25 protein-coding genes and 1 tRNA gene are annotated in these 24302 nt (G+C 74.6%); 13 read left to right on the top strand and 13 right to left on the bottom strand.

Translation table 11 applies throughout. The features are described 5' to 3' along the window. Positions 1–1413, bottom strand: a complete 1413-nt coding sequence (locus ACWF41_RS00145; RefSeq protein WP_380320265.1) for a metallopeptidase domain-containing protein — start codon at positions 1411–1413, stop codon at positions 1–3. A 164-nt stretch (positions 1414–1577) separates the two neighbouring features. Beyond that, positions 1578–2048, bottom strand: a complete 471-nt coding sequence (locus ACWF41_RS00140) for a nitroreductase family deazaflavin-dependent oxidoreductase (RefSeq protein ID WP_380320268.1) — start codon at positions 2046–2048, stop codon at positions 1578–1580. 104 nt (positions 2049–2152) lie between these two features. Here ACWF41_RS00140 and ACWF41_RS00135 point away from each other — a divergent pair, with 104 nt between their 5' ends. Beyond that, a complete protein-coding gene (locus ACWF41_RS00135; RefSeq protein WP_380320271.1) occupies positions 2153–2890 on the top strand; it encodes a class I SAM-dependent methyltransferase in 738 nt (245 codons plus the stop codon). Here ACWF41_RS00135 and ACWF41_RS00130 read toward each other — a convergent pair. From ACWF41_RS00130 to ACWF41_RS00090, 9 genes are all read right to left on the bottom strand, one after another. Beyond that, positions 2852–3355 (bottom strand): GtrA family protein, encoded by a 504-nt coding sequence (locus ACWF41_RS00130; RefSeq protein ID WP_380320274.1) that lies wholly within the window; start codon positions 3353–3355, stop codon positions 2852–2854. The genes ACWF41_RS00135 and ACWF41_RS00130 overlap by 39 nt on opposite strands. 18 nt (positions 3356–3373) lie before the next feature. Then, complete coding sequence (locus tag ACWF41_RS00125; RefSeq protein ID WP_380320277.1) at positions 3374–4921, bottom strand: hypothetical protein; 1548 nt, start codon at positions 4919–4921, stop codon at positions 3374–3376. Beyond that, complete coding sequence (locus tag ACWF41_RS00120; RefSeq protein ID WP_380320280.1) at positions 4918–5454, bottom strand: hypothetical protein; 537 nt, start codon at positions 5452–5454, stop codon at positions 4918–4920. The genes ACWF41_RS00125 and ACWF41_RS00120 overlap by 4 nt, the downstream gene beginning before the upstream one ends. Further along, on the bottom strand, positions 5451–6404 hold the full coding sequence (locus ACWF41_RS00115; protein ID WP_380320283.1) for an NAD-dependent epimerase/dehydratase family protein: 954 nt from the start codon (positions 6402–6404) through the stop codon (positions 5451–5453). Before ACWF41_RS00115 ends, ACWF41_RS00120 begins: the two co-directional genes overlap by 4 nt. Continuing rightward, positions 6394–7410 (bottom strand): glycosyltransferase family 2 protein, encoded by a 1017-nt coding sequence (locus ACWF41_RS00110; RefSeq protein WP_380320286.1) that lies wholly within the window; start codon positions 7408–7410, stop codon positions 6394–6396. The genes ACWF41_RS00115 and ACWF41_RS00110 overlap by 11 nt, the downstream gene beginning before the upstream one ends. 101 nt (positions 7411–7511) lie before the next feature. Further along, positions 7512–7585 (bottom strand) — tRNA-Gly (locus ACWF41_RS00105). Between the two features lie 102 nt (positions 7586–7687). Beyond that, positions 7688–7891 (bottom strand): cold-shock protein, encoded by a 204-nt coding sequence (locus ACWF41_RS00100; protein ID WP_380244697.1) that lies wholly within the window; start codon positions 7889–7891, stop codon positions 7688–7690. Between the two features lie 44 nt (positions 7892–7935). Continuing rightward, on the bottom strand, positions 7936–8169 hold the full coding sequence (locus ACWF41_RS00095; protein WP_380323149.1) for a hypothetical protein: 234 nt from the start codon (positions 8167–8169) through the stop codon (positions 7936–7938). A 269-nt stretch (positions 8170–8438) separates the two neighbouring features. Next, positions 8439–9239, bottom strand: a complete 801-nt coding sequence (locus tag ACWF41_RS00090; RefSeq protein WP_380323146.1) for a hypothetical protein — start codon at positions 9237–9239, stop codon at positions 8439–8441. 52 nt (positions 9240–9291) lie between these two features. On the opposite strand from ACWF41_RS00090, the gene dcd reads away from it, so the two are divergent. From dcd to ACWF41_RS00030, 12 genes are all read left to right on the top strand, one after another. After that, positions 9292–9867: a dCTP deaminase gene (gene dcd / locus ACWF41_RS00085; RefSeq protein WP_380323143.1), complete on the top strand. Its 576-nt coding sequence runs from the start codon at positions 9292–9294 to the stop codon at positions 9865–9867. Positions 9868–10025: 158 nt separating this feature from the next. After that, complete coding sequence (locus ACWF41_RS00080) at positions 10026–11144, top strand: hypothetical protein (protein WP_380323140.1); 1119 nt, start codon at positions 10026–10028, stop codon at positions 11142–11144. Between the two features lie 172 nt (positions 11145–11316). After that, on the top strand, positions 11317–12201 hold the full coding sequence (locus ACWF41_RS00075) for an ABC transporter permease (RefSeq protein WP_380323137.1): 885 nt from the start codon (positions 11317–11319) through the stop codon (positions 12199–12201). 77 nt (positions 12202–12278) lie between these two features. Next, complete coding sequence (locus tag ACWF41_RS00070) at positions 12279–13331, top strand: ABC transporter substrate-binding protein (protein WP_380323134.1); 1053 nt, start codon at positions 12279–12281, stop codon at positions 13329–13331. Positions 13332–13342: 11 nt separating this feature from the next. Continuing rightward, the gene (locus ACWF41_RS00065) at positions 13343–14158 is read left to right on the top strand and encodes an ABC transporter ATP-binding protein (protein WP_380323131.1); all 816 of its coding nucleotides are present in this window, start codon (positions 13343–13345) and stop codon (positions 14156–14158) included. Positions 14159–14301: 143 nt separating this feature from the next. After that, positions 14302–17268: a Na+/H+ antiporter subunit A gene (locus ACWF41_RS00060; RefSeq protein ID WP_380323128.1), complete on the top strand. Its 2967-nt coding sequence runs from the start codon at positions 14302–14304 to the stop codon at positions 17266–17268. Continuing rightward, on the top strand, positions 17265–17753 hold the full coding sequence (locus ACWF41_RS00055; RefSeq protein ID WP_380323125.1) for a Na(+)/H(+) antiporter subunit C: 489 nt from the start codon (positions 17265–17267) through the stop codon (positions 17751–17753). The genes ACWF41_RS00060 and ACWF41_RS00055 overlap by 4 nt, the downstream gene beginning before the upstream one ends. Next, complete coding sequence (locus tag ACWF41_RS00050) at positions 17753–19345, top strand: Na+/H+ antiporter subunit D (RefSeq protein ID WP_380323122.1); 1593 nt, start codon at positions 17753–17755, stop codon at positions 19343–19345. The genes ACWF41_RS00055 and ACWF41_RS00050 overlap by 1 nt, the downstream gene beginning before the upstream one ends. Further along, positions 19342–19962, top strand: a complete 621-nt coding sequence (locus ACWF41_RS00045) for a Na+/H+ antiporter subunit E (RefSeq protein ID WP_380323120.1) — start codon at positions 19342–19344, stop codon at positions 19960–19962. The genes ACWF41_RS00050 and ACWF41_RS00045 overlap by 4 nt, the downstream gene beginning before the upstream one ends. Further along, positions 19959–20366 carry a monovalent cation/H+ antiporter complex subunit F gene (locus tag ACWF41_RS00040; protein WP_380323118.1) on the top strand — a complete coding sequence of 136 codons (408 nt, stop codon included), beginning with the start codon at positions 19959–19961 and terminating at the stop codon, positions 20364–20366. The genes ACWF41_RS00045 and ACWF41_RS00040 overlap by 4 nt, the downstream gene beginning before the upstream one ends. Next, the gene (gene mnhG, locus ACWF41_RS00035) at positions 20363–20719 is read left to right on the top strand and encodes a monovalent cation/H(+) antiporter subunit G (RefSeq protein ID WP_380323116.1); all 357 of its coding nucleotides are present in this window, start codon (positions 20363–20365) and stop codon (positions 20717–20719) included. Before ACWF41_RS00040 ends, mnhG begins: the two co-directional genes overlap by 4 nt. 23 nt (positions 20720–20742) lie before the next feature. After that, positions 20743–21840: a cation diffusion facilitator family transporter gene (locus tag ACWF41_RS00030; protein ID WP_380323113.1), complete on the top strand. Its 1098-nt coding sequence runs from the start codon at positions 20743–20745 to the stop codon at positions 21838–21840. 32 nt (positions 21841–21872) lie between these two features. Here the strand turns inward: ACWF41_RS00030 and ACWF41_RS00025 are convergent, their stop codons facing one another. After that, positions 21873–22409, bottom strand: a complete 537-nt coding sequence (locus tag ACWF41_RS00025) for a methylated-DNA--[protein]-cysteine S-methyltransferase (protein ID WP_380323110.1) — start codon at positions 22407–22409, stop codon at positions 21873–21875. A 73-nt stretch (positions 22410–22482) separates the two neighbouring features. Further along, positions 22483–24132 (bottom strand): AlkA N-terminal domain-containing protein, encoded by a 1650-nt coding sequence (locus tag ACWF41_RS00020; protein ID WP_380323107.1) that lies wholly within the window; start codon positions 24130–24132, stop codon positions 22483–22485. Positions 24133–24302: the final 170 nt, after the last annotated feature.

Below are 24302 nucleotides of genomic sequence, written 5' to 3'. Positions count from 1 at the left end.
TCAGGTGCGGGGGAACGTCACCCGCAGCGTCGCGGTCCCGGTCGTCGTGGACCGCACGGTGAGGCGCAGCGCGCCGGAGCGGGTGGTGAACGACGACCCCCGGAGCAGGTACGACTTCCGCGCCGACTCCTTGCCCATCGGCACGATGAGGTGCTCGCCGGGGATCGCCCACGTCGACCCCTTCTTGCCGAACCGGCTCACGGTCACGCCGTAGGACACCGTGTAGTTGCTCGCCGCCCGCCACGGCATCCCGCCGAGGTACGGGTAGCGCGCCCCGGACTTCCGGCGGAGCTCGACGGAGTAGTACTGCCCGGTCTTCGGGTCGACGGCGCGCAGCAGCGTGGGCCGCTTGGTGCTCAGGTGCCGTGCGTCGATGGTCACGGTGCGCGCGCCGCCCTTCTTCGTGACCGTGACGACGTCGGACGCCGACAGCACGCCCAGCCGCTTGGCCTGCGCCCGTGACAGGGGCGCCGTGCCGACGGCGGCGAAGTCGGCGCCCATGAGGTCCATCGGGTCGAGCCCCTCGACCGCGCCGCAGCGCGCCGAGGTGAAGCCGCCGTCGGCGGCGCCCCGGCACCAGCCGACGCCGGAGTGCTCGAGGCCCATGTTGTGGCCCAGCTCGTGCGCGAGGGTCGAGACCGCCGTCGCGTACTGGGCGTGACCGAAGCGGGCGGAGCGCGCCTCGCCGTCGGCCCCGCCGAACAGCGAGAACGACCAGCCGCCCGGGTTGTCGCGGCCCGCGGTGCGCGGCAGGGAGCCGAGGCCCAGCGTGCCGAGGCACGTGTCGCCCTCGCGCGCACCGCCGGGGAAGTCGCCGCGGACGTACGGGAACAGCACCACGAGGTGCTCGCGCCGCCCCGGTCCCCGCGTGCTCGAGTCCCACCACCCGGAGCCGTAGTGCGCGCGGCCGCCCGCCTGCACCTGCTTGATGATGCGGCCGGTCGTCGAGCAGGAGCCGTCGCCGGTCTCGACCCGCTCGATCGCCGAGCTCCGCACGAACCGGATCCGGTCGCCGGACTGCGTCGACCAGTACGTCGAGACCTTCGCCAGCAGCGCGTCCACGTCCTGGTCGCGGATCAGCTGCGCCGCCCGGTCCTTCGTCATCCAGCGCGGCGTGGCGACGGCGACGTCCACCCGGTGCACGCGGCGGTCCGTCTGGGCGCGCACGGTCGAGCGCGCGAGGTCCGGGGAGGCGCCCGTCGCGGCGGACTGCCAGCGCACGGTGTCGTCGACGGCGGCGTCGTCGACCGCTCCGGGGGTGACGACGGGGTCGACGCCGCGGGCCGCGGCGGCGGCCTGGACGCTCGACGGTGCGACGGCGGCCGCGGCGGGCGGCGTGCCCGCGGCGGCGAGCGGCTCCGCGAGCAGTGCCGCGGTGACGAGAGCGGCGACGGTGACCGCGCGAGCCTGCATGATTCCCCCTGGGGCTCCGGCGTGCCGCGGCCGGGCGGCGCGGGCGGTCCCAGAAGCGTAGGCACGGGCCCGCGGCCGTCGCCCGCCCTGCCCGGGGTGACGTGCCTCTCGCGGGGGGTGAAATCGTCGCCCGGGGCGCGGCCGGGGCCGTCGGCCGCCCGGCGTCAGAGCAGCCGGAGCTCGACCACCGGCACCACGCGCAACCAGTCGTCCTCGCCGCGCTCGCGGGCCAGCGGCTCCGCCCACTCCGCGAGCACCGGGCTCAGCTGTGCCCACGGCCCGGGGTGGGCGCCGGTGTACGCGCGCAGGATCGCGGCGCCGTCGTCGGGCGACAGGACCACCGCGCGGGCCCGCACGTCCCTCCGGGCGCCGATCGACACGAGCACCCGGGGGTCGGCCTGCACGTTGCGGAACCACTGGGACCGCGGCCCCAGGCCCGCGACGACGACCGCGCGGTCCGGCGCGGGGCGCGCGACCACCTCGAGCACCACGTACCGTCGCTCGCCGCTGCTGCGGCCGCGGTGCTGCATCATGAGCAGCCGCCCGCCGAAGAGGACGCCGAGCCCCGCCCGGAACATCCCGATCGGGGCGCGGACGAACCAGCGGGTGTGCAGGGCGCGGGAGGCGAGGCTCATGCCCTGGACGGTACCCACGGGCCCCCGGGGACGCCCGCGGGTCGGAGCACCGGGAACGGGGGGTCGCCCGGCCGGTCGCGCGGCACGCGGGTACGTTCGTGCCTGTGAGTCCGTCGGCGAACGGAGGGTCGGCGTCCCTCGACCGCTCCGACTACTGGTGGTACCGCACGCGCGGCCGCCTGCTGCGGACGGTGCTGGGCGGGTACGCCGACGGCTCGGACGACGTCCTGGACGTGGGGAGCGCGGACGGCCCCAGCGTGGCGTGGCTGCGGGGACGGCGCCACCACGTCACCCTCGACATCGACCCGCGGGGCCTCACGCCCGGCTCGGGGGTGTGCGGGTCGGCGACGACGCTCCCGTTCGCGGACGCCGTCTTCGACCTGGTCGGAGCGTTCGACGTCCTCGAGCACTGCGCGGCCGAGGACGTCGTGCTCGCCGAGGTCCGGCGGGTCCTGCGGCCGGGCGGCCACTTCCTCATGACCGTGCCCGCCTACCAGTGGCTCTGGAGCGACTTCGACGTCCAGAACGGGCACGTCCGGCGCTACACGCGGGGGCGGGCGGTGGCGGCGCTCGAGGACAGCGGGTTCGAGGTGCTCCGGGCGACGTACGCGTTCGCCTCGACGTTCCCGGCCTTCGTCGTCGAGCGGCTCGCGCGGCGCGCCCGCGGCCTGGTGCGCCGCGGCGACGGGCGGCCCGCCGACGTGGTCCGGCTCCCGCGGACGTCCCCGGCCGTCGACCGTGTGCTCACGGCGCTCGGGACCGTCGACGACCGGGTGCTCGCGCGCCGCGACCTGCCGTTCGGGTCATCGGTCGTCGTCGCCGCCCGCCGGCCCGTGGCCTGAACCCGGCCCCTGCTCCGGCGGGCGCGCCGTCCCGGCCGGGCGCCGGAACGAGAAGTACAGGTGCGCGAAGTAGCTCGCGACCACCGTCAGGGCCAGCGCCAGCACCTGGGCCGGGAGCACGGGGAGGTGCGCGAGCTCGACGAACGCCGGCAGGAGAGCGGCGTTCAGCGCGAGCGCGCCGAGCTGCACGCTCACGAACCGGGCCAGGTCGAGCCAGACGCCGCCGCGCACCTTGAACACGAAGCGGCGGTGCAGCGTGAAGCCGACCACGATCCCCACGGCGTAGGCCAGCACCAGCGCGCCGAGGTATCCGATCACGTCGCCGAGGGTCCGCTCGAGGACGGCGAACGCCGCCAGGCCGACGAGGGTGTTGATCGCGCCGACGACGAGGTACGCGGACTCCCGGCGGCGCAGCAGGGCCAGGATCCATCCCCGCCGCGGGGGTCCGGTCACGGGCTCGGTCATCGTCGTGGCTCTCGGGTGTCAGCCGGCCGCGAAGCCGGCCACGAGGAACAGGGCGCCGACCGCCACGACCCAGCCGACGGCGAGGACGCGCTGGGTGCGGCGGAGCGCGGGGCTCCACGTGGCGGGGTCGGCGGGGGCGAGCAGGCCGGCGATCGCGATCCCGAGCAGCGGGGCGAAGACCGGCCAGTACCTCCCGCTGGAGACGTGGACGAACGGCTGGGACATGAGCAGCGCGAGCATGCCGGAGGCCACGACGACCATGACCTGGGCGTCCGGCCGCACGCGTCTGGCGACCAGGATCGCGACCGCCGCGGCACCGACGGCCGCGTCGTACATCCCGTGCGTCACGGCGATGCTCACGGTGTCGGAGGCCTGCTGGGGCGGCGGTGCGTCGCCGTCCTCCACGGGTGGCCGGAAGACGTGGTCGTAGCTGGCGGGGGAGAAGGCGTAGCGCGAGAAGTCGTCGAGCACGGTGGCGGCGTACCCCGACGGGGTGACGTCCCGCATCGCGTAGGCCCGCATCTGCCGCCGCACCTCCAGCGGGTTCTCGCCGGTCTGCTCGCCCACCGCCCGCGCGTACCGGGCCATGTTCGTCCAGATGTTCCCTTCGACGCAGGGGCCGAAGCAGAGCTCGTCGCGGTCGCCGAACGCGTACGCGAGGGACAGGGACATCGTGGTGGTCGTGGTGACCCGCTCGCCGAAGGTGCGGGTCATGATCGCCGACCACGGCGCCAGCAGCACGACGACAACCGCCGCGGCCGCGGCGCACGCGGCCAGCGAGCGGGCGAGGGCGCGGCCGCGCGTCCGCAGCAGGGTCACGACGACCAGCACCGCGAGGACCGCCACCACCAGCGGGAGCGTGCTGGAGCGCAGGTACAGGGCGACGACCAGGGCGAGCCCGAGCAGGACCGCGTCGCGGACGCGGACCGCGCCGTCCGAGTCGAGGCGGCGCCACATGACGACGAGCAGGGGGACCGTGGCGAGGAGCACGAGGCCGGCCCAGGCGTCGCCCCAGGCGCTGAACCCGAACAGCACCCACATCGGGATGAGCCCCGGCACCACGAGCAGCACGGCCGCCGTCCGGAGCCCGACGGTCCGGGCGACGAGGGCGACCGCGCCGAGGAAGACGACCGTCGACAGGACGCCCAGGTACACGCGGACGGCCTCGTCGCCGGCCGTCGGGTCCGCGAGGAAGAGCGGGGCGATCAGCAGGGACATCCCGGGCATGAACCAGCCGTTGCCGACGAGGTGCGCCTGCAGGTCGGCGGTCGGGACCGCGCCGCCCTCCAGCAGGGCCTGGGCCGCGGCCGCGAGGTCGCGCGCGCCGGTGGTGTAGGCGACCTCGTCGCCCGCGAGGGGCGCGGGCAGCGCCTTGTGTGCGAGGACGAGCCGCAGCACCAGGTTCAGGAGGACCAGGCCGCCGACCACGACCAGCGGCAGGGTGGGCAGGCGCCTGCGCCCCGCGGGCGTCGGCGCGGGGGCGTCCCCGGGGCCGGGCGCGGTGGGCGGTGTGGTCCTCGGTGCGGACGCGGCGACGGGCACCGGGTCGGGTCCGGCGCTCGTCACGAGGAGGTCCCGGTCAGCACCGTGGCGTCCTCGGGCGGCGGGTCGACCATGTCGATCGGCGTGCAGCCCGCCGTCGCGCGAGGGCGGGCGGCGGTCCGCGGGAGGTCCAGCCGGAACGTGCCCTGCACGAGGGTCTCGGGCGTGGCGTCCTCCAGCGGCGTGACGTCGAACGCCACGCCGCCGTACCCGGGCGCCTCGAAGCGGTGCCAGCCGGCCTCGGCGCCCCGCGCGGCGAAGCCGCCGTCGACGAGGCTGGCGCGCAGGCTCGCCGTGAAGTCCTCCGGGCTCAGCCGGTCCCACTGGGCGACCAGCACCCAGCGGTCGGCGACGACGTACTGCCGCATCACCTGGTAGCCGACGTCGAGGGTGACGTCGCGGGGCAGCGGCCAGCACGGGCCGGCGAGCGGGGGGACCAGCGCCGCGGGGCCCTGGTACCCCGCCGACACGTCGGCGCACGCCGCCGTGCCGAGGGTCCCCGCCACGACGGCGGCCACGGCGCACGCGCGGCGCAGGGGGCGCTCGCGCGCCGTCATCGACGGGCTCCCGGGCGGCGCAGGGTCCGGGCGACGTCCGTGAACGTGGCCCCGATGCCGCTGGCCAGGGTGGTCGTCGCGAGCCGGTCGACGTCGGGCCACAGGGTCGACCGGAAGCGGAGGTCGCGCGTCTGGAAGGGGGTGCTCGAGGACGTGCCCAGCACGATGGGCGCCCGCCGCTTGGTGATGCGGGAGAGCTCCCCGACGATCGTCGCGAGGGTCACCGCGCTCTGCGAGGCGAGGATCTTGACGACCGCGGCGCCCGGCCCGGCCCCGGCGAGCCGGTCCATCCCGGCGAGGATCATCCGCGCGGCGTCGCGCACGAAGACGTAGTCCCGGGCGGTGTCGAGCGACACGTAGATCAGCAGCGGGGAGCGCTGGACCTCGGCGCGGCAGAGCTGGGTGATCAGGCCCTGCGGCTTGGCCAGGTTCTGGCCCGGACCGTAGAGGTTGGCGATCCGCCCGACCAGGACGGCGACGCCGGCGTCCGTCAGGCGGCCGACCGCGGCCTCGGAGGCGAGCTTCGCCCTGCCGTACGGCGCCAGCGGCGACGGCGGCGTCGCCTCGGTGAAGGGCGGGTCCGCGGACCCCGCGTAGACGCCGCCCGCCGACGAGGACAGGAAGACGCGGAGCGTGGTCCGGGGGTGGCGGCGGCCCGCGGCGAGCAGCTCGTCGACGAGGGCGTCCAGCACGGTCACCTCGCGGTCGAGGGCGTCCTGGCCGGTCGCGACGACGCCCGCGCCGGCGGCCCACAGGAGGTCGACGTCCCGGAAGCTCCCGAGGAGGTGCTCGGCGTCGCGGGCGAGGGCCGTCACGCTGGCGTCGGGGTCGTGCCACGGCACGGCGCTGACGTGGACGGCCCGGCCGGCCGCCGTCGCGCCGGCCACGAGGTGCCCGCCCAGCAGGCCGCCGCCGCCGACCACCCAGGTCACGCGGCCGTCACGTGCCACGGCCGTCCCTGCCGAGGGGACCCGCGTGCGGGTCGCTCATGATGAGGTACGGCGGCTTGCCCATCGCCATGTTGACCGCGACGCCGATGTACTCGGCGACGATCCCGAGGGCGTACAGGATGATGCCCGAGCACAGCAGGACGATGACGACGGTCGAGGTCCACCCCTCGGGCACGTTGCCGCCCGCGAGCCGCTCGATGGCGAGGACCACGGCGAGGGCGACGCCGAAGGTGGCGAAGGTGGCGCCGATCAGGCTGACGACCCGCAGGCCGCGGGTGCCGCTCGTCATCACCATGCGCCAGAAGTGGGAGATCAGGGTGCGCACGGAGTAGCCGGAGACGCGGTCGCCCTCCGAGCGCATCGACACCGGGCAGGTCGTCACCCGGTCCGCGACCCAGCTCAGCGCCACGTCGAGGTAGACGCCCTGGCCGGCGTAGGCCGCCACGCTGCGCCCGATCTCGCCCAGCATGAGGCGGAAGCTGTGGAACTTCGTCGCGTCGGCGTCGCCGCCCGACAGCATGTTGATGAGCAGCTTGGCGACCCGCGAGGTGGTGTTGCGGAACGCGGTGTGCGGCGCCTCGTTCCTCGGCGACGCGTAGACGAGCGTGGACCGTTCGCGCATCGCGGTGTCGAGGAGGTCGCCGATGTCGGCCGGGTCGTGCTGCCCGTCCTCGTCCATCGTCACGACCCAGTCGCCCGACGAGCTCGCGATCCCGGCGGTGGTCGCGGCGTGCTGCCCGAAGTTGCGGCTGAGCCACACCGGCCGGACCCACGGGAGCGCCGCGGCGAGCTCGCGCAGCACCCGGGCGGAGTCGTCGGGCCCGCAGTCGTTGACGAGGATCACCTCGGTCACGCGGAACGGGTGACCGGCGGGGGAGCGCTGCGGCGCGGTCAGCGGGGCGAGCTCGTCGACGAGCCCGGGCAGGTGCCGCTCACCCCGGTAGACAGGGACGACGACCGAGATCGTGTGCTCCTGGCCGGGGTCCGGACGGGCGGCATCCCCCATGCCTCAGCACTCTAGGACCAGGGGGTCGGGCAGGCGAGGGGTTCCGCCGGGGGAGGGGACTCCCGCGCTGCCCGCCGGGAGGGGCTCGCAGGGACGGTCCGTGGAGCGGGTGACGGGAATCGAACCCGCGCTGTCAGCTTGGGAAGCTGAAGTTCTACCATTGAACTACACCCGCGCAGCAGCACCTGACGGTGTGCGCGCCCCGATCATACCCAACCGGGGACGGTGCTCCGAACCGGTGGCCGGCACGCCGCGGGACGGCGTGCCGGCGACGGCGTCAGAGCGGACGGATGTCCGAGGCCTGCAGGCCCTTGGGGCCCTGGGTGACCTCGAACTCGACCTGCTGGCCCTCGTTGAGGGTGCGGAAGCCGCTGGCCGAGATCGCGCTGTAGTGCGCGAACACGTCGGCGGTGCCGTCGGAGGGGGCGATGAAGCCGAAGCCCTTCTCCTCGTTGAACCACTTCACAGTTCCGGTGGTCATGATGTCTTCTCTCGTTGATGCGACGGACCCGAGAACACAGGTCCTCATCGTCGCGCCCGGGCGGGCGCGGACGTTCGGGTGCGGGCTCGGCGAGCACGCACGACGCCGGGGTGCGAGGGCGCGCGCAGCGCCTTCGCCTCGGCGAGGGTGGGGACGACGGCGACCGGCCGCGACCAGCGGTCGTGGACGTGGAAGCCGTCGGGGAGTCGGGTGATCATGCCGCCGTACTCGCCGTCGACCGTCGCGACCCACAGGTCGTCGTCGGCCCGGCGCCACACGGGCGTCGATCGGGGGGTGGACTCAGCCGTGAGCTCGGACGCGAACGTGGGCGCGGGCCGGTCCAGGGTGGTGATGAAGGAAGAAGTGATGCTCTCTGCTCTCGCTCCGCGCGACGGCCGGTGCGGCTCGACGGGCGGTGTTTCTGTCGGTGGACAGCGGCGCTGTCTCGTGCGCGGGACCATGCTTCGATGCGGTGGACCGAAGGGTGCCGTGGGGTCGATCCCCGGCGTGCGCGCCACCCAGGATACACGGGCGGGCGCCGGACCCGTCAGCCCGCGACGATCCGGTAGCGCTCCAGCCGCCTCCCCGGGGCCCGGCCGCCCGCCTTCACACCGTCGACGGCGAGCGCCTTCACGGGGCTGAACCAGCACTGCGAGCGCTTGTGGAGCGCCCACCCGTCGCCGAGGGTGACGGCCGCGTGCTCGACCTGGCCGCCGGGCGTCCGCCACACGAGGACGACGCCCGCGTCGCCGTCGTGCCGCGGGCCGCGGGGCAGGGGGCGGGCGCGCTCGGCGAGCCACCGCTCGAACGGCGCGCGCTGCATCCACTCGTGCTCCGCGCCGGCGACGCCGGCGGCGCCCATCACCGTGCCGAAGCAATTGGGACCGCTGCGCTCGGGGAACCGTCCGGCGAGCGCCCTCGCACGGGGAAGGCCGGCGGTGGCGGCCCGCTCCCACACCGTGTCGGGCACGTCGTCGTGCCGGCTGGGGCGGCAGCCGTCCTCGACCCAGCGCACGAGCCGGGCCTCGGCGCGCGACCCGGAGCGAGCATCCGTCCCGGCATCCGGCCACCGTGGCCGCTCGGGCTGGCGGGCGGTGAGCTCCGCGCGCAGGGCGGGCGCGAGCGCCTGGTACGCCGCGCGGTCGAGCCGCACGACGGCGTCGTCGGGGGCCAGGCCGTACAGCCCGAGGGCGTCGCGCTCCTCGGCGAGGAGGCCGGCGCGCTCGTCGGGCAGGCCGAGCCGGGCGGCGAGGTCCGCCGGTGCGACCAGGGGGCGCCGGGCGGGGGCGAACCAGCCCGACCAGCGGGCGGCGAGGGCGTCGGGGACGTCGATGTCGAGGGCACGCACGGTCCGTGAGCGTACGTGGGCGCCCGGCGGGGTCGGCGACTACCGTGTCCCCGTGCTGCTCTCCGACCGCGACATCCGGGCCGAGCTCGACGCCGGGCGGGTCGTCCTCGACCCGTACGAGGCGTCCATGCTCCAGCCCTCCAGCATCGACGTCCGCCTCGACCGGTACTTCCGGCTGTTCGACAACCACAAGTACCCGTTCATCGACCCGTCGCAGGAGCAGCCGGAGCTGACGCGGCTCGTGGAGGTGGCGCCGGACGAGCCGTTCGTGCTGCACCCGGGCGAGTTCGTGCTGGGCTCCACGTTCGAGGCCGTGACACTGCCCGACGACGTCGCCGCACGCCTCGAGGGCAAGTCGTCGCTGGGGCGGCTCGGCCTGCTCACGCACAGCACGGCCGGGTTCATCGACCCCGGGTTCTCGGGTCACGTGACGCTGGAGCTGAGCAACGTCGCGACGTTGCCGATCACGCTGTGGCCGGGCATGAAGATCGGCCAGATGTGCTTCTTCCGCCTGTCGTCCCCGGCGGAGCACCCGTACGGGTCCGATGCGTACGGGTCGCGGTACCAGGGGCAGCGCGGGCCGACGGCGAGCCGGTCCTGGCAGTCGTTCCACCGGAGCACGGTCTGACCGGCGCGCGGGGCGGCCGCCCCGGGCTCGGGCCGAGGTCCGTCCCGGGCGCCGGCCCGGGGCCCGATGAGGCGTCCCCCGACGGTGCGCGACGTCGCTACGCTCGGTCCCGTCGCGCCGGGACCGGCGCGCCCCGGTCCCGGAAGGAACGTCGTCGGATGGCTCAGAACCCGCCCGCCCTGCCCCCGCTGCCGGCGGTCTCGGCGCAGGGCCACCAGGCCCGCCACCTGCTCGGGGTGCCGTCGGACGTCGTCGTCGACGAGATCGAGGTGCTGGCGATGTCGCGCTTCGTCGGCACGCGGTGGGACGTCGTCCCGGCGGACCTGCCGGGCGCCGACGTCCCCGTGGGCCGGATGGCTAACCCGGGGGAGCCGGGCGTGCTGCGGCTGTCGCGGCACAGCGCCGTCTCGGGGCCCTACGCGCCCGCCGGCAAGGGCGTGGACGCCGGCCTCCCGCCGGGCACGGAGATGGTCTTCGACGTCGTGTGCCCGCGCGAGCGCTGGGACGACGCCACCCGCTTCGGCGGGGACCGCGACGGCATCGGGCGCGCCTTCCCGGCGGCCCTGCCGAACCGCGAGGAGGAGCGCGTCGTGCAGTGGCTGGTCGAGGCGGCCCGCCGCCTGGGCGGCTCGGTACGGCTCGACGTCGCGGGCACGTGGGACGAGTCCGACGGCGGCCGTCGCGCCGCAGGCCCGGGCGTCGTCCTGACCCCCGACCCGGGCCGCGCCGTGGACCTCACGGTCTACTCCGACATCTGGCTGGACCCGCAGGCCGCGCACCGGGTGCTGCAGGCCGTGCACCCGCGCGTCGTGCTCGCCACCGAGGGCAGGCCCTACCAGGGCCCGCCGCGCGGCCTCGCGGACCGCCCCCTGTACCCGGGCGAGCCGCTGGACGACGAGCTGCGCAAGGCGATCCACGAGCGCGCCGACGACGTCGACATCGACGCCCTGCAGGCGCCGATGGTGCTCGACGGCTACGGGCTGACGAGCGACCTGGGCCTGGACGGGTCGATCACCGTCGAGGTGGTCGGCGACGAGACGCTGCCGCTGCTGGTGCGCGAGCTGCCGTGGGCGGCGGCCGGCGCGATCTGCTACCACGTGCGCTGGGACGCCCCGGACGTGTACGAGGCGAACCAGGAGTTCCCGCAGGCGGCGCACGTCGTCGCGCGCCGCCGCGCGGCCGACCTGGTGGGGAAGATGGCGGTGGCGATCCATGCCGCCGTGGGCGGCGAGATCGCCGACGAGGCGGACTTCCTGCTCGCGCCCGAGGATCTCTGACCGGCGTCGCCCGAGAAGTGCCCCGGGCACCCGTCGACGGTGGTGGACGGCGCCCTCCCGCGCGTCCCGGTGACGCCTGGCCTGCCTGTTTGACACCCCCCGAGGGCGCCGCTTAGCGTTCACCTCGGAAAGCGTATTCCGCGAGGTTCATCACACTGGGGTGAGGAGCAGCATGGTGACGACGACACCGGGGTCGGCGGTCGGGCAGAGCAGCCGGGCGGTCCGTGAGGCCCCTGCCGAGGAACGGCGTCCGCGCGCGCTGCCCGCCCCCGTGCGCTGGGTGCTGGACCAGTGGCGGCCGATCGCGTTCGTGGTGGTGCTGTTCGCGGTGTGGTGGTTCGTCACCGCGCGCGGCCTCGTCGCGCCGTACGTGCTGCCCTCGCCGGCGGACACGTGGGCCGCCGCGACGGAGAACGTCGACTACCTGCTCCACCACACGTACGTGACGACCTACGAGACGGTGGTCGGCTTCGCCATCGCCGTCGTGGTCGGCGAGCTCGTGGCGGTGCTGATGGCGTACTCCCGCGGCACCGAGAAGACGCTCTACCCGATCATCCTCGTGGCGCAGGTCATCCCGAAGATCGCCGTCGCGCCGCTCTTCGTGGTGTGGCTCGGCTTCGGCCTGGCGCCCAAGATCACCGTCGCGGTCCTCATGGCGTTCTTCCCCGTGGTGATCTCCGGCCTCGCCGGCCTGCGCTCGGTGGACCCCGAGATCCTGCAGCTCACGTCGACCATGGGCGCGAGCCGCATCAAGACGTTCGCCAAGGTGATGTTCCCGGCGTCGCTGCCGCAGCTGCTGTCCGGGCTCAAGGTGGCCGCGACGCTCGCCGTCACGGGCGCCGTCGTCGGCGAGTTCGTCGGCGGCAACGACGGCCTCGGCTACGTGATCCTGCAGGCCAACGGCAACATCGACACCGCGATGCTCTTCGCCGCCCTGTTCATCATGTCCGCCCTCGGGATCGTGCTCTTCGCGATCATCCAGATCGCCGAGCGCTTCCTCATCGGCTGGCACGCCTCGCGCCGCATCGACTCCGCCGCGACCACCGTCGCCGCCTGACCGCAGCCCGCACCGCGCCGCCGGCGCAACCCCCTGGACCCCCAGAGCTCGCAGAACCAGTGCAAAGGAGCACCCCGATGTCTCTCCGACCGACCCTCCGATCGAAGGCCCTCGCCGCCGCCGCGGCCGTCTCCGCCGCCGCCCTGACGCTCGCCGCGTGCGCCCCGTCCACCGACGACGGCGGCGCCCAGGCCGAGGCCCCGGCCGGCGCCGACACCACCGACGTCACGCTGATGCTCAACTGGTACCCCTACGGCGAGCACGCCCCGTTCTACTACGGGCTCGAGGAGGGGATCTTCGCCGACCACGGCATCAACCTGAAGATCGAGGCCGGGCAGGGCTCCACCAAGACGGCGCAGGCCGTCGGCGCCGACCAGGTCCAGTTCGGCTGGGCCGACACCCCCGCCGTGCTCGCCAACATCGACAAGGGCGTCAAGATCCGCAGCCTCGGCGTCTTCCTGCAGACGACGCCGTCGTCGGTGCAGGTCTTCTCCGACTCGGGCATCAAGGAGCCGGCCGACCTCAAGGGCAAGACCATCGCCGTCTCGGCGGGCGACGCTCCGACGACGACGTTCCCGCTCTACCTCGAGGCCGCGGGCGTGCCCGAGGACGCGGTGACCCAGCAGAACCTCGACCCGGCCGGCAAGATCTCCGCGATGCTCACCGACAAGGTGGACGGCCTCATCGGGTTCGCGCACGACCAGGGCCCGACGATCGCCTCCAAGAGCGGCCGCGACGTCACCTACCTGCGCTACTCGGACGTCGGCCTGAGCTTCTACAGCAACGGGCTCGTCGCCTCCGAGAACACGATCTCCTCCGACCCCGACCTCGTGAAGGAGATGGTCGCGGCGACGTCCGAGGCGTTCGCCGCCGCCGCCGAGGACCCGGACGCCGCCGTCGCCTCGATGGAGGGCAAGGACCCGCAGATGCCCGCGGCCGACGTGCTCACCGAGCAGTGGAAGCAGACCATCGAGCTGCTGCACACCGACGCGACCGAGGGCAAGGCGCCCGGCGTGAACGACCCGGCCGACTGGGCGAACACCCTGGACGTGCTGTCGAGCTCCGGCCTCATCGCCGAGGGCACGACGGCCGACGACTACTTCGACGACTCGTTCGCCCCGGCGAACTGAACGGGGGCCCCATGACCACCACGACCACGGGCGGGCTCCCCGCGCAGGGCGTCGCCACCGACGCCGTCGTCGACATCGAGGACGTCTCGGTCACGTTCCGCAGCCGCCGCGTGTCCACCCCGGCCCTCGGGTCGGTCGACCTGCAGCTCGCCCGCGGCGAGTTCGTGACGATCGCGGGCCCGTCCGGCTGCGGCAAGTCCACGCTGCTCAAGGTCGTGGCCGGCCTGACGGCCCCGACGACGGGCCAGGTGCGGCTGCGCGGCGAGGTGGTGCGGGGCCCGCGCCAGGACATCGGCTTCGTCTTCCAGCGCGCGGCGCTGCTGGAGTGGCGCGACGTCCGGGCGAACATCCTGCTGCAGGCCGAGATGCGGGGCATGGACGGCGCCACCGCGCGCCGCCGGTGCGACGAGCTCGTCGAGATGACGGGCCTGACGGGCTTCGAGAAGGCGATGCCGCACGAGCTGTCGGGCGGCATGCAGCAGCGCGTCTCGCTCTGCCGGGCGCTGCTGCACCAGCCGGACGTGCTGCTCATGGACGAGCCGTTCGGCGCCCTCGACGCCCTCACCCGCGAGCGGATGAACGTCGAGCTGCACCGCATCTGGCGCGAGACCGGCGTCTCCGTGCTCCTCGTGACGCACTCGGTGGCCGAGGCCGTGTACCTCGCCAACCGGGTGGTCGTCATGGGGCCGCGGCCGGGCACGATCGTCGAGGAGCTCGCGGTGGACCTGCCCGCCGAGCGCGACTACGCCGAGACGGTGCGCGATCCTGAGTTCGGGCGCGTGTCGGGCCGCGTGCGCGAGCTGCTGGGGTCGCCCGGGGGAGACTGATTGGTCGCCTGCCCCGCACGGACCGTGCGGGGCGGGCGAGCGACCCAGGTCACAGGCCCGTGTCACCTCGATCGCCACGGGACCATCGGTCGATGCCGGTAAGGTAAAGCCCGACGCCCCGCCCCTCGACCGGACGGAGTGCTGTGCTCTCAGTGCTGCTCTTCACCTTCCTGCTGGCCCTCGCGGCGCCGGCTCTGGTGGCATGGCTGGGCAGGAGAGCGTTCTGGGTGCTGGCCCTCGGGCCCGCGTCGGCCGCGGTCTACGCGCTGGCCATGACGCCGCGGGTCACGGCGGGAGACTTCCCCACCACCCAGGTCCCGTGGGTCCCCGGCCTGCACCTGTCGATCACCCTGCAGCTCGACACCCTCGCGTGGTTCATGCTGCTCGTGGTGGGCGGCGTCGGGGCGCTCGTGCTCCTGTACTGCTCGGCCTACTTCGCCCGCGACGCCCTCGGCCTCGGCCGGTTCGCGGCCGTCCTCACGGCGTTCGCCGCCGCGATGGTGGGCCTCGTCGTCGCCGACGACCTGCTGCTCCTGTTCGTGTTCTGGGAGCTCACCACCGTCTTCTCCTACCTGCTCATCGGCCACTACGCCGACCGCAAGGCGTCGCGGCGCGCCGCCATGCAGGCGATCGTCATCACGACGGCCGGCGGCCTCGCCATGCTGGTCGGTCTGATCATCCTGGGCGTCGTCGGCGACACCTGGCGGGTCTCGGAGCTGGTGGCGGACCCGCCGTCGGGCACCGTCGTCACCGTCGCGGCCGTCTGCCTGCTCGCCGGCGCCGCCACCAAGTCCGCGCTCATCCCGTTCCACTTCTGGCTCCCCGCGGCCATGGCCGCGCCGACGCCGGTGTCCGCCTACCTGCACGCGGCGGCCATGGTCAAGGCGGGCGTCTATCTGGTGGCCCGCTTCGCCCCGGCGTTCTCCGACCTGCCGGTGTGGCGCTGGCTGGTGCTCGTCCTCGGCGGCGGCACGCTGCTGCTGGGCGGCTACCAGGCGCTGCGCCAGCACGACCTCAAGCTCGTGCTCGCGTTCGGCACCGTCTCCCAGCTCGGCCTGATCGTCCTGCTGCTCGGCCTCGGGTCGAGGTCCCTCGCGCTCGCCGGCCTCGCGATGCTGGGCGCGCACGCCATGTTCAAGGCCGCGCTGTTCCTCGTGGTCGGCGCCGTCGACGTCGCCACCGGCACGCGCGACCTGCGCAAGCTCTCCGGGCTGTGGCGCACGATGCCGTTCACCACCGTGGCGGGCGTGCTCGCCACCGCGTCGATGATCGGCTTCCCGCCGTTCGCCGGCTACGTCGCCAAGGAGGCCGCGCTCGAGGGGCTGTGGCACGACGTCACCCACGGCGCCGGGGCGATCGAGACGATCGCGCTCGTCGCGCTGGTCGTCGGCTCGGCCCTCACCGTGGCCTACGGCCTGCGGTTCGCGTGGGGCGCGTTCGGCACCAAGCGGCGCCCGGGCGCGGCGGGGGCGGGGGCGGCGACCGCCTCGACGCACGACGCCGCCGCGCAGCCCGCGCCCGCGACGCCCGTGCGGCGCCAGCCGTGGCTGCTCGTCACGCCGCCGCTGGTCCTCGCCGTCCTCGGTCTCGCCGTCGCGCTCGTGCCGGCCACGGGGGAGCGGCTGCTCGCCCCGTACGCCGACCTCTACCCGACGGGGCAGCCCGGCCACCTGGTGCTGTGGAGCGGGTTCACGCCCGTCCTCGCGCTGACCGTGCTCGTGCTCGTGGCCGGGTTCGTGCTCTTCTGGCAGCGCGCCCGGGTGGAGCGCGCCCAGGACTTCTTCTGGTCGCCGCGCAGCGCCGAGGTCGTCTACCGGCGCACCATGCGGCGCCTCGACGACGTGGCGGCCGACGTCACCGCCGCCACCCAGCGCGGCTCCCTGCCGGTCTACCTCGGCATGATCCTCGTGGTGCTCGCCGTGGCCCCCGGCGCCGTGATCGCGGCAGGCCTGGTGCGCGGCACGCCGCAGGTGCAGCTCGTGCTCTGGGACCGCCCGGGGGACGCCGCCGTCGTCGCGATCATCGTCATCGCCTGCGTGCTCGCGGCTCGCGCCCGCCGACGGCTCAAGGCCGTGGTGCTCGTGGGCGTCGCCGGGTACGCCAACGCGACGCTGTTCATGCTCCACGGGGCCCCCGACCTCGCGCTCACCCAGGTGCTCACCGAGACGATCACCCTGGTCGTCATGATGCTGGTGCTGCGGCGCCTGCCCCCGTACTTCACCGACCGGCCGCTCGCCGCCAGCCGCTGGGTGCGCCTGGTGCTGGGCGTCGTGACCGGCCTCGTGATGATGGCGCTGACCGTCGCGGCCCCGCTGGTGCGGGTGGCCGAGCCGATCAGCACCCACTTCCCCGACGAGGCGTACACCTGGGGCGGCGGCAAGAACATCGTCAACGTGACCCTGGTCGACATCCGCGCCTGGGACACCGTGGGCGAGATCTCCGTGCTGCTCGTCGCAGCCACCGGCGTCGCGTCGCTCATCTTCCTGCGCCAGCGCAGCGGGGAGGTGCTGCGCCTGTCCCGCGTGGACGAGGTCAGTCAGTCCGACCCGCACACGCGCCGCGTGTGGCTCGCCGCCGGCTCCACGCTGGAGCCCGAGCGCCGGTCCGTGATGTTCGAGGTCATCACCCGCGTCATCTTCCACGCCATGATCGTGTTCGCCCTGTTCCTGCTGTTCAGCGGGCACAACGCACCGGGCGGCGGCTTCGCCGCGGGGCTCGTCGTGGGCATCGCGTTCGCGGTGCGCTACCTCGCGGGCGGCCGGTACGAGCTCGGCGAGGCCGCGCCCGTGAACCCCGGCGTGCTGCTGGGCACCGGCCTGTTCCTGTCCGCCGGCGTGGGCCTCGCGACGCTCGTCGGAGGCCAGGAGGTGCTGCAGAGCACGATCGTCAACATGCATTTCCCGGTGCTCGGGGACGTGCACCTCGTGACCTCGCTGTTCTTCGACATCGGCGTGATGCTCGTGGTCGTCGGGCTGGTCCTCGACCTGCTGCGCACGCTCGGGGCCGAGATCGACCGGCAGGACCCGCGGCCCGCGCGCACGGTGGTCGTCGGCGAGGTCGAGGCGCCGCCCGCGAACGGCGACGCCCCGCACGAGGAGGCCGCCCGATGATCGTCCTCGAGAACACCCCGCCGGCCATCCTGGTGCTGGCCATCGGCGTCCTCTTCGCCACCGGCGTCTACCTGCTGCTGGAGCGCCCCCTGACGCGCGTGCTGCTCGGCTTCGTGCTCATCGGCAACGGCGTGAACCTCATGCTGCTGGTCATGGGCGGGCGCTCCGGGGCGTCGCCGATCATCGGCAACGCCCCGGACGGCGTGCGCATGAGCGACCCGCTCGCGCAGGCCATGGTGCTCACCTCGATCGTCATCACGCTGGCCCTCACCGCGTTCGTGCTGGCCATGGCCTACCGGTCGTGGCAGCTGCACGGCCACGACGAGGTCGCGGACGACGTCGAGGACCGCCGCGTCGCCCGGCACGCCGCGCTCAACGCCCCCGCGTTCGAGGACGCCGACGACACCGAGCCCGACCAGACCCTCGACGAGGAAGCGGCGGACGTGCACGACGACGTCGACGACAAGGACGAGGAGCGCCCGTGATGCCCTGGTCCGTCGAGACGCTCGTCCCGCTGCCCGTCATGCTGCCGCTCTTCGCGGCGGGGCTGACGCTCGCCCTGCACCGGTACGCCCGCGTGCAGCGCATCATCAGCGTCACGGCCCTGTCCGCCGCGCTCGCCGCGTCCCTCGGGCTGCTGTTCGCGGCCGACTCCGGCCCCATCGTCGTCGAGGTCGGCAACTGGGCGGTGCCCGTCGGGATCGACCTGGTGGCCGACCGCATCTCGGCCGTGATGCTCACGGTCTCGTTCGTGATGCTGCTGTGCGTGCTCCTGTACTCCCTGGGGCAGGGCGTGCCCGAGGGGGAGGACGACCCGGGCACCACGCGCGGCGACCGGATCCCCGTCGCGATCTTCCACCCGACGTTCCTCATCCTGGCGGCGGGCGTCGCGAACGCGTTCCTCACGGGCGACCTGTTCAACCTGTACGTCGGCTTCGAGATCCTGCTCGCGTCGTCGGCGGTGCTGCTCACCCTCGGTGGCACGGCCGAGCGCATCCGCGCGGGGTCGGTCTACATGATCGTGACGCTGGTGTCCTCCACGCTGTTCCTCACCGCCATCGCGCTGATCTACGGCGCTACCGGCACGGTGAACATGGCGCAGCTCGCCGAGCGGCTGCCGGAGATCGACCCGACCGTGCGCACCGCTCTGCAGCTCCTGCTGCTGCTCGCCTTCGGGATCAAGGCCGCGATCTTCCCGCTGTCCGCATGGCTGCCGGACTCCTACCCGACGGCGCCCGCGCCCGTCACCGCCGTGTTCGCGGGGCTGCTCACCAAGGTGGGCGTGTACTCCATCCTGCGCACGCAGACGCTGCTGTTCCCGGACAACCCCACCGTGGACCAGGTGCTCATGGTGCTGGCGCTGCTCACGATGGTCATCGGCATCCTGGGCGCCGTGGCGCAGAACGACGTCAAACGCCTGCTGTCGTTCACCCTGGTCAGCCACATCGGCTACATGATCTTCGGCATCGCGCTCGCCACCGAGGCGGGCACGGCCGCGGCCATCTACTACGTGGTGCACCACATCTCCGTCCAGACGGCGCTGTTCCTCGTCGTGGGCCTCGTGGAGTGGCGGGGTGGCTCGACGTCGCTCGACCGGCTCGGCGGCCTCGCCAAGCTCGCGCCCGGGCTGGCCGTGCTGTTCTTCGTGCCCGCGCTCAACCTGGCCGGCATCCCGCCGCTGTCCGGGTTCCTCGGCAAGGTCGGGCTGCTCACCGAGGGCGCGCGCGTCGACACCGGCCTGGCGTGGGTGCTGGTCGTGGGGTCCGTCGTGACGTCGCTGCTCACGCTCTACGCCGTCGTCAAGGCGTGGAACAAGGCGTTCTGGCAGGCCCCGTCGGAGGAGATCGAGTCCGACGTGCCGCTGCCGCGCGGGATGGTGCTGCCCACGGGCGCGCTCGTCGCGTTCGGGCTGCTGCTCACCGTCGCGGCGGGCCCGCTGTACGGGTACGCGGAGCGCGCCGCGACGGCGTCGATGGACGGCCACACGTACGTCGACGCCGTCTTCCCCGGCGGCGCCGACCGCGGCCAGGGCGAGTCGGTCGCCGGGAACGGCGGCCGCGAGGGAGGCGGCAGATGAGCCCCCGGCCGCGCCGGCCCGGGCTGCTGCGCCGGCTGGGCTCGCAGTGGCACGCCCTCGCGCTCCTCACCCTCATCTGGGTGCTGCTGTGGGGCGACCTGTCCTGGGCCAACGTCATCGCCGGCGCCCTGATCGCGGCCGTCGTGGTCACGCTGTTCCCGCTGCCGAACATCTCCATGCAGGGCACCGTGCGGCCGTGGCCCACCGCCGTCCTCGTGGGGCGGTTCGTGGCCGACCTGTTCCTCGCGTCCTTCGAGGTCGCGTGGACGGCGATCAAGCCCGGCCCGACGCCGCACGGAGCCATCGTCGCCGTCCGGCTGCGCAACCCCGAGGACGCGTACCTCACGATCACTGCCGTGATGTCGTCGCTGGTGCCGGGGTCGCTCGTCGTCGAGGCGCGGCGCAGCACGGGCGTCGTCTACCTGCACGTGCTCGACATCGACGGGGCCGGCGGGCCCGAGACGGTGCGTCGTGACACGCTCGCGCTGGAGGAGCGCGTGCTGCGCGCCTTCGCCAGCCGCACCGTCCTGACCCGGTGCGGGCTGGGTTCCGATGCCGACGCCCCGACCCCGGCCGCGGGGGCCGGCGATCCCGGACGAGGGGAGGGGGACGCATGATCCTCGCAGCCGTGATCGCGGCGGCCGTGCTCGTGGCCGTCGCCGCGCTGCTCGCGCTGGTCCGCGTGGAGCGCGGGCCCTCGATGCTCGACCGTGCCGTCGCGCTGGACGCCCTCACCATCACGCTCGTCGGCGCCATCGCCATCGAGGCGTTCTGGTCGCGCCGCACGGAGACCATCCCCATCCTCGTCGCGCTGTCCATGGTCGGCTTCGTCGGCTCGGTGACGATGGCGCGGTTCGCCGCGAAAGAGCCGGAGGGCGAGGGCCGCGTGCGCTCGCGGGAGGAGGTCGCCGCCCAGGCGCGCGACGTCGACGTGCCCCGTGGTGAGCGCCGCGGCGAGCAGCGGGGCGGCGCGCGCGACGTCGACCCGGACGCCGAGGACGAGGGAGGTGGCGCGCGATGACCCAGGTCGAGCCCGGGCTGTGGACGACGATCGCCGACTCCCTCGCGGTCGTGTGCCTGCTCGCGGGGGCGTTCCTCACCCTCGCCGCGGGCGTGGGCCTGACCCGCTTCCCGTCCCTGCTGGCGCGCATGCACACCGTGACCAAGCCGCAGGTGCTGGGGCTGATGCTCATGCTCACGGCGCTCGCGCTGCGGGTGCGCAGCTGGTCGGCCGTCGCGATGCTCGTGCTGGTCGTGGCGTTCCAGGTCATCACGTCGCCCGTCGCGGCACACATGGTGGGCCGGGCCGGCTTCCGCACCGGCAAGGTCGACCCGGAGGACCTGCGGCCCAACGAGTTCGGCGAGCCCGACTGACGCTCGGCTGGTAGACCGGGCGCATGGCACCCGCCGAGTCCGACACCCCGCCCGAGCCGGACCCCTCCGCCGCACCCGACGCGCTCACGCACCCCGGCGCATCCGACCCGTTCGACGCGCTCTCGCACCCGGCCGACCCGGAGCCGGACGCCGCGCCGCCGCACCCGGGCGTCAGCCCGCGCGTCGTGCAGGACGCCCACGGCGGCGAGAGCACGCTCACGGTGGTCATCGCGTTCTTCGCGAACGCCGTCGTCGCCGCGGCGAAGACCGCCGCCGCCGTGATCACCGGGTCCGCGTCGATGCTGGCAGAGGCCGTGCACTCCTGGGCCGACACCGGCAACGAGATCTTCCTGCTCGTGGCCGACCGGCGGTCCCGCCGGCCCGCCGACCCCCTCCACCCGCTGGGGTTCGGCCGGGAGGCGTACGTCTGGTCGATGTTCGCCGCGATCGGCCTGTTCGCCGTCGGCGCCGGCGTGTCCATCACGCACGGCATCCAGGAGCTGGTGCACCCGGAGCCCGCGAGCGACTTCGGCGTCGCCTACGTCGTCCTCGCCGTCGCGTTCGTGCTCGAGGGCGTGTCGTTCCTGCAGGCCAGCCGGCAGGCGCGCGCCGAGGCGAAGAAGGCGGAGCACGACGTGCTGCACCACGTGCTGGTCACGTCCGACCCGACCCTGCGCGCCGTCTTCGCCGAGGACGCCGCCGCGCTGATCGGCCTGGTCGTCGCGTTCGCGGGGGTGCTCGCGCACCAGCTCACCGGGTCGCCCGTGCCGGACGCCGTCGGGTCGATCGTCGTCGGCGTCGTCCTCGCCGTCGTGTCCCTCGTGCTCGTGGACCGCAACCGCCGGTTCCTCGTCGGCGAGGCCGCGCGGCCCGAGACCCGCTCCGCCGTGCTGGCGCACCTCGTCACCCTGCCGCAGGTGGAGCGCGTGACGTACCTGCGGATGGAGTACGTGGGGCCGCGGTCGCTGTACCTCGTGGCCAGCGTGGACCTGGCCGGCAACGAGCCCGAGTCGACCGTCGCGCGGCGGCTCGACGACCTCGAGCGCGCCGCGACGCAGGTGCCCGTCATCGCCGGGGCCGTGTTCACCGTGTCGACGCCGGAGGAACCGTCGCTGGCGTGACGGCTCCTCCGGCGCGGGCCCGGGCTGCGGGCTCAGCCCGCGTGCCGGGCCTCGTGGGCCAGCAGGCTCCGCTTGACGTCGAGGCCGTAGCGGAAGCCGCCGAGGGTGCCGTCCGTGCGCAGCACGCGGTGGCACGGCACGAACAGGGCGGCCGCGTTCATCGCGCACGCGCCGGCGGCGGCGCGCACGGCGGCGGGCCGGCCGGAGAGCTCCGCGTAGCGGGTGTACGTGACCGGGTCGCCGGCGTCGACCGTGCGCAGCACGTCCCACGCGTGGGCGCGGTAGGGCCCGGAAACCTGGCGCACGGCGACGTCGTCGATCGCGTGCACGTCGCCCGCGTAGTACGCGCGCACCGCCGCGACGGCGGGCGCGACGGCCGCGTCGTCCTCGGCCACGGGGACCGTCTCGGAAGGGCGGACGTCGGGGTGGGTGAGGCCGATCAGCGCGTCGGCGTCGGTGGTCCAGCCGGACGCCAGCACCGTGCCGTCCGGCTCGACGACGACGGTGAACGGCCCGTCGGGGGTGGTCAGCGTGGTGGTGCGGGCGGACGTGGTGGTGCTCGTAGACATGGTTCCTCCGTGAGGTCGTGCCGAACAGGCAGCTGATGTCGGAAAGGGGCCGGAGAGCGGCCGAATACGGTGCCTACTGCCTGGTCGGCGGGAGGGCGGCGCGCCACAGGTGCATGGCGGCGTACGACCGCCAGGGCGCCCACCGCTCCGCGCGGACGGCGAGGGCGCGCGACCGGGCGGCGCGCGGGGCGTCGTCACCCGCGCCGGGCAGGACGATCCCGGCGGCGGCCGCGCCCGCGAGGAGGGCGACATCGCCGTCGAGCCAGGCGTCCGGGTCGCGCAGCACGCGCATCGCGACGTACGCCGCGGTCCAGGGGCCGATGCCGCGGCGGGCGACGAGCGCGGCGCGCAGGCTGTCGCCGTCGTCGCCCACACCCACGGCCAGGGAGCCGTCGTCGAGCGCGCGGGCCGAGTCCGTCACGGTGGCCAGCGACCGGGCGGGCAGCCGCAGGTGGTCGGCCGCCGACGCCGCGACCTGCGCGGGCGTGGGGAACAGGCGGGTGAGGCCGGGCACGGCCGAGTCGTACGTCGTGCCGGCGCCCGCGGCCAGCCGGCTCAGGTGCGTGCGCGCGGCGGCGACGCTGATCTGCTGCCCGACGATGGCGCGCACCACGATCTCGTGCGGGTCCACCGTGCCCGGCACGCGCAGCCCGGGGGTGCGCGCGACGAGGGGCGCGAGGGCCGCGTCGTCGGCGAGCGTGGCGTCGACGGCGGCCGGGTCCGAGTCGAGGTCGAGCAGGCGGCGCAGGCGCGTCACCGCCACGGAGACGTCCGCGGCCGACGAGAGCTCCAGCCGCACCGCGACCCGCCCCGGCCCGACGCCCGGCCCCGCGACGACCTCCGCCGCGCCCGGCCCGTGGGGCAGGGCGAGGGTGCGGGCGTAGCGCACGTCGTCGCCGGACAGGTCGGCGACCTCCACGCCGTCGACGGCACGGGCGGCGAGGAACGCCACGACTCCGCGGCCGTCGAACGGCTCGCGGACGGGCAGCTCGAGGTCGAGGCGAACCCGCGCGACGTCGCAGCCGCGCTCACCTTCCAGCAAGCGATCTGTCGCGGCATCGGGCCCCGTGGCGCGGGAGATCGCTTGGTGGAAGGCAGGGTCGGGACGTGCGCGACGGCGGGCGCGGGCGCGCAGGTCGCTCGGCGTCGTGTCGAAGACCTCCGCCACGGTGTCGTTGAACTGCCGGATCGAGCCGAAGCCGGCGGCGAACGCGACGTCCGCGAGCGGCAGGTCCGTCCCGACCACCAGGCTGCGCGCGGTCTGCGCCCGCTGCGCACGGGCGAGGGCGAGCGGCCCGGCGCCGAGCTCGGCGGACAGCATCCGGTGCACGTGCCGCGCGCTGTACCCCAGCCGGGCGGCGAGCCCGTCCGTGCCCTCACGGTCGACGACGCCGTCGGCGATGAGCCGCATCGCGCGCCCCGCGAGGTCGTGCCGCAGGTCCCATGCCGGCGTGCCGGGCGCCGCCTCGGGCAGGCACCGCTTGCAGGCGCGGTACCCGGCCTCGTGCGCCGCCGCCGACGTCAGGTAGAACGTGACGTTCTCCGGCTTCGGCGTGCGGGCGGGGCACGACGGCCGGCAGTAGATCCCGGTGGTCCGCACGGCCGTGAAGAACTGGCCGTCGAACCGGGTGTCGCGGGCCGCGATCGCCCGGTACCGCTCCGCGAAGTCCTGCGCGGTGGGGGCCGCCGGCGTCGGGGTCTCGGGCCGGGCTGTCGTCGTCATGCCCCCATCCTCACGCGCGCCCCCGACGTCCGGCTAGCGGGAATCGGACACGGCCGTGGCGGCCCCGCCGAGCGCCGAACAGGCAGTTGGCACCAGGGTGGTGGGGGAGCGGCCCCCCCCCCCGGGGCGAACTTCCTTTCTGGCCCCGGGCGGGGGGCGGTGGGGGAAGC

This window comes from Isoptericola sp. NPDC055063, assembly GCF_053608125.1.
This window is presented reverse-complemented; position numbering and strand designations above follow the sequence as displayed.

Bases quoted from the DNA above. Each gene is read 5' to 3' on its own strand.
- ACWF41_RS00080 (WP_380323140.1), top strand. From the start codon at position 10,026: ATGGCTCAGAACCCGCCCGCCCTGCCCCCGCTGCCGGCGGTCTCGGCG.
- ACWF41_RS00055 (WP_380323125.1), top strand. From the start codon at position 17,265: ATGATCGTCCTCGAGAACACCCCGCCGGCCATCCTGGTGCTGGCCATC.
- ACWF41_RS00120 (WP_380320280.1), bottom strand. From the start codon at position 5,454: ATGACGGCGCGCGAGCGCCCCCTGCGCCGCGCGTGCGCCGTGGCCGCC.
- mnhG (WP_380323116.1), top strand. From the start codon at position 20,363: ATGACCCAGGTCGAGCCCGGGCTGTGGACGACGATCGCCGACTCCCTC.
- ACWF41_RS00030 (WP_380323113.1), top strand. From the start codon at position 20,743: ATGGCACCCGCCGAGTCCGACACCCCGCCCGAGCCGGACCCCTCCGCC.
- ACWF41_RS00145 (WP_380320265.1), bottom strand. From the start codon at position 1,413: ATGCAGGCTCGCGCGGTCACCGTCGCCGCTCTCGTCACCGCGGCACTG.
- ACWF41_RS00025 (WP_380323110.1), bottom strand. From the start codon at position 22,409: ATGTCTACGAGCACCACCACGTCCGCCCGCACCACCACGCTGACCACC.
- ACWF41_RS00020 (WP_380323107.1), bottom strand. From the start codon at position 24,132: ATGACGACGACAGCCCGGCCCGAGACCCCGACGCCGGCGGCCCCCACC.
- ACWF41_RS00075 (WP_380323137.1), top strand. From the start codon at position 11,317: ATGGTGACGACGACACCGGGGTCGGCGGTCGGGCAGAGCAGCCGGGCG.
- ACWF41_RS00050 (WP_380323122.1), top strand. From the start codon at position 17,753: ATGCCCTGGTCCGTCGAGACGCTCGTCCCGCTGCCCGTCATGCTGCCG.
- ACWF41_RS00065 (WP_380323131.1), top strand. From the start codon at position 13,343: ATGACCACCACGACCACGGGCGGGCTCCCCGCGCAGGGCGTCGCCACC.
- ACWF41_RS00130 (WP_380320274.1), bottom strand. From the start codon at position 3,355: ATGACCGAGCCCGTGACCGGACCCCCGCGGCGGGGATGGATCCTGGCC.
- ACWF41_RS00040 (WP_380323118.1), top strand. From the start codon at position 19,959: ATGATCCTCGCAGCCGTGATCGCGGCGGCCGTGCTCGTGGCCGTCGCC.
- ACWF41_RS00110 (WP_380320286.1), bottom strand. From the start codon at position 7,410: ATGGGGGATGCCGCCCGTCCGGACCCCGGCCAGGAGCACACGATCTCG.
- ACWF41_RS00045 (WP_380323120.1), top strand. From the start codon at position 19,342: ATGAGCCCCCGGCCGCGCCGGCCCGGGCTGCTGCGCCGGCTGGGCTCG.
- ACWF41_RS00100 (WP_380244697.1), bottom strand. From the start codon at position 7,891: ATGACCACCGGAACTGTGAAGTGGTTCAACGAGGAGAAGGGCTTCGGC.
- ACWF41_RS00140 (WP_380320268.1), bottom strand. From the start codon at position 2,048: ATGAGCCTCGCCTCCCGCGCCCTGCACACCCGCTGGTTCGTCCGCGCC.
- ACWF41_RS00070 (WP_380323134.1), top strand. From the start codon at position 12,279: ATGTCTCTCCGACCGACCCTCCGATCGAAGGCCCTCGCCGCCGCCGCG.